Source organism: Streptomyces sp. PU-14G (assembly GCF_041028275.1).
GTDB lineage: Bacteria > Actinomycetota > Actinomycetes > Streptomycetales > Streptomycetaceae > Streptomyces.
Genome location: NZ_JASKYT010000330.1, coordinates 1 through 7,754 on the forward strand (window position 1 = coordinate 1; position 7,754 = coordinate 7,754).

The window sequence follows — 7,754 nt, forward strand, 5'->3', positions numbered from 1 at the left end:
GTAGGCGGGCTGGAACATCCTTTCTCTCTCACSGGCGTCCGCGGGCAGCGCCTGCGGCGGATCGGCGAGTGCCGTGCCCGGCAGGGCGACGACCAGTGCGAAGGCCCCGGCCACCACGGCCGGGGCCTTCGTGCGCCACCTTGCGGAGTCGCAGGTGGGCAGTTCACAGTGCCGGGCGCCCGCGCACCTGCGAAGAGGGCACCTGCGAAGAGGGCACCTGCCCGCGCTCGCCCGGGGGCCCGCGCGGTGCGGACGTGGCGTACGGCCGCCCGGCGTCGTCACCGTTGTCGGCACCGGCGTTGTCAGTGGTCGCGGATATGTTCGTTCGTGTCCCCGCCGCAGTGGCGAGGAAGCCCAACCGGTGTGAAGGAGAGGGTGCGTTGACAGACTGGGAGAGGGCGAGCACGGCGCGGGTGATACCGCCCGCACGGCCGCGCAAGCTGGCCAAGGTCCCGTTCGTCGAGCTGGCCGACGGACGCTTGCAGGGGGTGGTCTCCAGCGGTTCGGACATCGAACGCGTCTACGTCTCGTCGGTCGCGGCCGGCACCTACGCGTTCGCCTGCAGCACCAACAACAACCGCCCGTGCGGTGGCGCTCGCGGCGCGTTCTGCAACCACATCAGGGCGCTCATCGGTGAGGCCGTGCTGCAGTACGGGGCCGAGCGCGTCGCCCGCTACCTGAGGATCGAGGCCACCGACGAGGAGCCGAGTGCGCACTCCATCGCCGACGGTATGAGCGCCGCCCGCCCCCTCCAGGGGGACACCACGGCGGCGGCCTCCGTCTTCAGCCGGTTCCTGCGCCATCTGGCCTACCTCGAACTGACCGCGGGCACCGACCCGGTGCCGGAGATGCAGTGGTTCCCGCCGACCCGGGCGGTGGTGTGATGCGCGCCGACCCGCTCACCGAGACCGTCGAGGGCCTCGACGAGGCGCTGGCCGCCGTCGACGCGTTCGACGCCGTGCTCGTCGCCGGTCTGCTGCGGCCCCGGCCGGCGCAGGCGGCCGGCCTGGCGCAGCTCGCCGACGCCGTCGCGGGGACGCCTCTGGCCGCCAGGGCCGCCGAAGCGGCCGAGAAGGCCGCCGCGGGGAACGCGGGGGAGGAACACCTGGTCGATCTCGCCGCCGCCCGCGCCGCACTGCTGGGCTCCGTCCACGACGCGCTGAGGGCGCGCGTCCAGGAGGCGACAGGCCGGCCCCTCGACGAGGCGGCGTTCCCGTATCCGGGCGGGCAGCAGGGGCCCAACCTGTACGCCGCCGCCCGCTCCTGGCTGTCCGACCTGGCACGCTGCGGCTGGCAGGGCATCGACCACGAGGTGGTCTCCTCAGCGGCGCAGATCGTCTCCGCGATGCTTCCCGACCCCGCGCTGCGTCGCCTCGCGATGCTGGTGGACGGGTTCTCGGCCGAGCTCGCCGCCTCCTGCCCCGGAGCGAGCCTGGAGCGTGTTCCGGTGCGCCGCTGGGCCGACCTGTGGTCCCGCGCGATGCTGCTGACGGTGCCAGGGGCGACCGAGGTGCCGAGCGCCGGCACGGTCACCGGCCGTCTTCTTCCCCTCGGCGCGGACGTGCAGGAGCACGCGACGGCCGTACAGGCGCAGGTCCACGCGGTGCTGGAGCCTGGTGACGGCGCCCAGCCGCGGCTGGTGCGTGCCGCGGTGTCGGTGCCGAAGCCCGACACGGTGGTCGGAGCCGGTCTCTGGCAGTTGCTGCGCCCGCACATGGCGCTGCTGGAGGCCCTCAGCGAGGGCCGTGCGATGGAGCTCACCGACATGCCGGTCACCGCGGAGGGCGACCTGGTCTGGAGCGACGAGCACGCCGGGCCGAGCGACCCCGCTGACGCCTTCGCCACCGCACGTGTCGTCCTGCCCACCGCCGTCGACGCGGCGCCGGCACCGCTGGGCCGCCATCCGGCGGGCATCGCGGTGCCCGTCTTCCTGGAGGGCTACGCCGTCGAGAAGGACGGCGACGGGCTGGCGTTCGAGGTCGCGGGACACCCGCTCGCCGTCGACACGGACCGCATACCGACCGCCGGACCGCTCACGCCCGAGGCCGTCGCGGCGTCGCACGCGTGCGTCGGGCTGCTCCGCTGGGACGCCGGAGCGTTCAGCCTCCAGCCCCTGGCCGTCGAGACGACCGTACGGAAGAAGGCCGCCGCCCTCCACGCCGGGGGCTGGGCCGGCGGTACGGCGGACAAGGCCGGTGTCAAGGCCGAGAAGGCCGCCACCGCCGCCGTGGCCGTGCTGCGGGAGCGCGCCGGGAGGTTGCTGCGGAAATGAGGGAGCACACGAGCGGGCAGCAACCACCGCACGGGCGAGCGGCAGCGGTCGGCCCCGCGTCGGACCCCGGCGCGGAAGGCGTGGGCACGAGCGGCCCGCAGGCTACCGAAGGGACGCGGGAGCCGCTGGAACCTCAGGAAAACCGGCGCCAGGTTCTGTACTGGCGGCTCCTGGCACGCCTCTTCGATCACGAGGAGCAGGCCACGCTGGAGTCGGCGAGCCTCGCCGTCGTCGAGGACATCGGGCTGCCCACCGGGCTGCTGGACCCGCAGACGTCGGTGGACTCGATCGTGCAGCGCCATCCGGAACTCGGCGCCGAGTTCGACAAGCTGATGGCACCCGAGCCGGAGGCGGACGGGCTGCGGGACCGGGCCGCCGAGGTCCGGCGGGCGGCGCTGGCCTCGAAGGTGCTGCTCAACGTCTTCACCTCGGGTTCGGGCACCGTCACCGCCGAGCAACTGGCACGCTGGCAGTCCGACGCGGGCTGGCTCGAGCGCGCGCTCGGCTGCCGGCCCGGCCAACTGCGCGGCGGTCGAGCGGGCGCCGGAGGCGGGCAGGCCGTGGGCGCCGGAGGAGGCGGGCAAGCTGCTGACGGGGGAGCGGGGGGAGAGGCCCGCGGTGGCGCAGGCGGCACCTCAGCCGGCCTCACCGGTACCTCAGCCGGCGGTACGACGCCCGACCTCAGCCAACTGATCCCGGCGATCGGCCCCGAGCTGAGCGCCATCGAAGGCGAACTCGTCAAGCGGATGCGCCTGCGCGAGGTGCTGGCCGACCCCGGGCTCGCCAAGCAGCTGACCCCCAGCATGTCGCTGATCGAACAGCTGCTGCGGGACAAGGACAACCTCTCGGGCGTGGCGCTGGCCAACGCCAAGGCGCTGATCCGCCGCTTCGTCGACGAGGTCGCCGAGGTGCTGCGCACCCAGGTCGAGAAGGCCTCGGCGGGAGCCCTGGACCGTTCCGTGCCGCCGAAGCGCGTCTTCCGCAACCTCGATCTCGACCGTACGATCTGGAAGAACCTCACCAACTGGAGCCCGGAGGAGGAGCGGTTGTACGTCGACCGCCTCTACTACCGGCACACCGCACGCAAGACGACGCCCCAGCGGCTGATCGTCGTCGTGGACCAGTCGGGCTCGATGGTCGACTCCATGGTGAACTGCACCATCCTGGCGTCGATCTTCGCCGGGCTGCCCAAGGTGGACGTCCACCTGGTCGCGTACGACACGCAGGCGCTCGACCTCACGCCGTGGGTACACGACCCCTTCGAGACGCTGCTGCGCACCCAGCTGGGCGGCGGCACCGACGGCACCGCCGCCATGGCGCTGGCACAGCCGAAGGTCGCCGAGCCCCGCAACTCCGCCGTCGTGTGGATCTCCGACTTCTACGAGTCACGGAGCGAGCCGCTGTTCGAGAGCATGGCGGCCCTGCACCGCTCGGGTGCCAAGTTCATTCCGGTCGGCTCGGTCAACAGCTCGGGGCGCGGCAGCGTGAACCCGTGGTTCCGTGAGCGGTTCAAAAGCCTCGGCACCCCGGTGATCTCCGGGCACATACGCAAGCTCGTCCACGAGCTCAAAACGTTCCTCACGTAGCCGCCGCACCCGGCCGGCTCACCCACCCTCTCTTCTTCGCACGCCTCGCGCACGAGGCGTCCTCCACCACGAAAGGCCCAGGCATGTCCGACCTGTTGCGCGCCCCCGCCGAGATCAAGTACGCCGAGGAACTCGACTGGCTGGAGTCCGTCGACGACAACCCCAAGCCCTTCTCGTGGCGGTTGTCGCCGAAGATGGTCCGCCTGTTCGTCCTGGGCTCGGAGCGTTCCGACGGCCTGGACCGGGAGATCTCGCAGAAGTGGTTCGGCGACCGCAGCTTCGTCGAACGCGCGATCGTCACGCTCGCCTCCGACCGCGGACTGCTGCTCATCGGCGACCCCGGCACCGGCAAGAGCTGGCTGGCCGAGCTGCTGTCCGCCGCGATCTGCCGCAACTCCACGCTCGTCGTGCAGGGCACGGCGGGCACCACCGAGGATCACATCAAGTACTCCTGGAACGTGTCGATGGTCATCGCCAAGGGCCAGTCGCGGGAGTCGATGATCCCCTCGCCGATCATGACGGCGATGGAGAGCGGCGCGATCGGCCGTTTCGAGGAGCTCACCCGCTCCACCAGCGACGTTCAGGACGCCCTGATCTCCATCCTGTCGGAGAAGTACATCTCGGTGCCCGAACTGGACAGCGACAGCATCGTCTTCGCCAAGCCCGGCTTCTCGGTCATCGCCACGGCCAACAGCCGCGACCGCGGTGTCAACGACCTGTCCTCGGCGCTCAAACGCCGCTTCAACTTCGTGCGGATACCGGTCGTGACGAACAAGAAGAGCGAAGCGGAGATCGTCCGCTTCCGTACCGAGGAACTGCTGCGCCGCCACCAGATCGAGCTGGACGTGCCCCCGACGCTGCTCGACGTGCTGCTGCGCAGCTTCGCCGACCTGCGCGCCTCGGCTGCCGCGGCCGGCAGCGACGACGAGAAGCTGGAGTCGGCGCTGTCCACCGCGGAACAGATCGGGGTGCTCGAGGACGCGATCCTGCACAGCAACTTCTTCGGCGCACGGTCCCTGACCGCGCACACGCTGGCCTCCTCGCTCGTGGGCTCCCTCGCCCGGCGCGCACCCGAGGACCTGGCCATCCTCAACAAGTACCTGCACGGCGTCGTCGAGCCGCGCGGCAAGGAGGAGGGCGGATCCTGGCCCGAGTTCCTCGAGGGTGGCCGCGACGCGATCGCCACCCTGTCATGAGCGCCCCCGAAGAGGAGACCTTCACCGCGCTGCGGACCCAACTCCACGAGGCCGCAGCGAACTTCGCCGAAGGGCCCGACGGGCTGGAGGGCCTCCTTCTCGGCCTCGTCGACGACGTGGAGCGCGCGGTGCGCGAGCCGCTGGAGATCTTCCCCGTCTGCCATCACTCGCCCGCCTCGGCGCTGGCGATGGCGCGCCGTCTGCGGGAGAAGCAGCCCAAGGTCGTCTACCTGGAGCTGTGCGAGGACATGGCACCGCTCCTGCCGGAGCTGCGCAACTGCAAGCTGCCCGTGGCGGTACAGGCGTTCGCGAGCGAGTCCGACGGCTTCCCCGCGGAGTGGTCGCCGCTGTCCGTGGTCGCGCCGGTCACCGAGGCCTCGGCCGAGTACCAGGCCCTCGCCTACGCGCTGGACACCCCCGGGGTGGACCTGGTGCTCGTCGACCGCTCCAGCGACCACGTATTCCAATGGGACGCGCGCGGTGGCCGGCCGGCCGATCCCGACGCCGATCAGGCCGCCTCGGACACCTGGTCCGCGGAGGAGGAGGCGGCGCTCCACGGCGACGCGGTCGGTGTGGAGATCGGCGACCTACGGCCCCGCTTCGCCGATCTGGAGGAGCATCTGCTGCGCCACGGCCGGGTGCGGCACTGGTCGGAGTGGTGGCACCAGTACGTCGAGTTGCCGCTGGGCGACAGCGACCACGACACCTACCGCCAGGTCATGTTCCTCATCGGCAGCCTCTTCCGGCGGCTGGCCCCCGGAGACCCGCACCGGGTGCGCGTCGATGAGGACCGTGAGCGCTACATGTGGACCCGGATGCGGGAACACTTGGCGGCGAGCGGCACCGATCCGGGCGACTGCCTCTACGTCTGCGGTGCCTTCCACGCGGCCAGCCGCGTCGCGGAGTTCGGCGTCCACGGCAGCGACACCTTCGCGATCAGCCCCGTGACCGCCACCCGGTGGCAGTACGGCCTGATCCCGTCCAGCCACGCGGCGATCGAGGCGCAGTTCGGCCTCGCGGCGGGATCGGTGTCGATCGCCGCGACCGTCTGGGCGAAGAACCTGCGGCGCACCCGTGTGAAGCCGTACAGGCTGGCGGGCCAGGCGGGTACGAGGAAACCGAAGGCCAAGAAGGCGGCGTCCGTGTCGGCAGCCGCGCCGGCCCGGGCGACGGCAGGCGGCCTTCCCGCGCTGCCGCCGCCGGACAAGCTGACCGGCTTCCTGGGGCAGCAGCCCGCCCTGGACCGGCTCGACGAGGCCGAACTGCTCGGCTGGTCGGTGGAGATCGTGCGTGCCGCACGCCGCAACGGCTACCTCGCCTCCACCGCCGACGCCATAGCGGTCTTCGAGACGTCGATCCTGCTGGCCGGGGTGCGCGAGAGAGCCAAGCCGACGCCGTACGACTTCCAGGACGCGGCCGTCACCTGCATCGAGAAGGACACCGTGCCAGGGCGCCGCGACGTGCGCCGGCTGGTGGACATCATGCTGGGCGGCGACCGCGTCGGGCAGGTCGGCTACGACGCGCTGCCCCCGCTGGCCCGCGACGTGCACGACCGGCTCGCACCGCTGGAGCTGGGGCTCCAGCAGCGCGGAGTGCGCCGGGCCCTGCTGGACATCGCGGGCCGGCCGGAACTCGCGCAGTGCTCCGACGTGCTGTGGATGCTGCGGTATCTGCTGCCGCAGGGCGCGGCCCGGCCCATCATGGGCGAGCGGAAGCTGGGGGAGCGCCCGATCCAGGAGTCCTGGGACCTCGCGCTGGGCACCCACCAGCGGGCCCTCATCGAACTCGGCTACGAGGGCGTCAGCATCGAGCAGGTACTCGAACAGCGGCTGCGCCGCACGGCGTACGGCCCGCAGGCCACCGCTGCGGTGGTGCTGGAGACCGTCGAGGACGCGACGCTGCATCTGCGCGGGCGCCGGCTCGCCGACGAACTCGGTACCCGCGCCCTGGAGGTGCTCTCCGGTGAACGCACGGTCGACGGCGCCCCCGAGGTACTGCGGCGGATACGGCGGCTCCTGGCGTACTATCGCACCGCCGAGCCGGTGCTCCCGCCGTGGATCGAGTCGTTCGTCAAGACGGGCTACGCGCACTACTGCACCCTGCTGCCCACGGCGTTCACCGACGAGGACGCCACCGTGCCGCAGGTCGCGGCGATGCTGGGCTTCCTCTTCAGCATGGAATCCCTCGCGCTGTCGCTGGGCTGCGATCGGACGCAACTCGAACTCGCTCTCGCCCAGTCACACCCCGAGGATCCCTCGAAGACGGCGCTGCTGTGGGCGGCCCAGACCCAGCTGGGCCGCTTGACCCGCGCCGACCTGCGGGCCAAGTGCGCCGCACTCCTCGGCAACCCCCTGCTGCTGCCCGCCTATCCGCGCTACCTCAGCGGTTTCGTGTACGCGCTGGAGCCGGTCCCCGAACTGACCGACTTCGTCGTGGAAGCCGTCTCCCACGCGTTCGGGCAGCTGCCCGACCCGGTGCTGCTGCCGTGGCTGCCGTGCCTGATCACCACCCTGCGCGGGAGCGGGGCCGAGCTCGCCCCGCTGCTGATCCGGGAAGCGGGCCGTACCTTCCCGGGCCGTCTCGCCGCGCTGGACTCGTGGGTGCCGCCCTGGCGGGCACAGCCCGCAGCCGAGGACGTCCGTCCCGCCCGTGGGACCGTCGCCGGGTGGGTGGCGAGCAGCTCCGCGGGTGTGGCGCTGG

5 protein-coding genes are annotated in these 7,754 nt (G+C 71.9%); all 5 read left to right on the forward strand.

Annotation, left to right across the window (positions count from 1 at the left end; all coding sequences use genetic code 11):
* Positions 1–380: 380 nt before the first annotated feature.
* Positions 381–884, forward strand: coding sequence for a hypothetical protein (locus AB8Z75_RS27715; protein WP_369206673.1), 504 nt, complete (start codon positions 381–383; stop codon positions 882–884).
* On the forward strand, positions 854–2,272 hold the full coding sequence (locus AB8Z75_RS27720) for a hypothetical protein (protein ID WP_369206675.1): 1,419 nt from the start codon (positions 854–856) through the stop codon (positions 2,270–2,272). Before AB8Z75_RS27715 ends, AB8Z75_RS27720 begins: the two co-directional genes overlap by 31 nt.
* Positions 2,269–3,858 carry a VWA domain-containing protein gene (locus AB8Z75_RS27725; RefSeq protein ID WP_369206676.1) on the forward strand — a complete coding sequence of 530 codons (1,590 nt, stop codon included), beginning with the start codon at positions 2,269–2,271 and terminating at the stop codon, positions 3,856–3,858. Before AB8Z75_RS27720 ends, AB8Z75_RS27725 begins: the two co-directional genes overlap by 4 nt.
* A gap of 83 nt (positions 3,859–3,941) precedes the next feature.
* Positions 3,942–5,054, forward strand: coding sequence for an AAA family ATPase (locus AB8Z75_RS27730; RefSeq protein WP_369206678.1), 1,113 nt, complete (start codon positions 3,942–3,944; stop codon positions 5,052–5,054).
* The coding region (locus AB8Z75_RS27735) for a hypothetical protein (protein WP_369206680.1) at positions 5,051–7,754 on the forward strand (2,704 nt) is incomplete at its 3' end. The genes AB8Z75_RS27730 and AB8Z75_RS27735, both read left to right, overlap by 4 nt.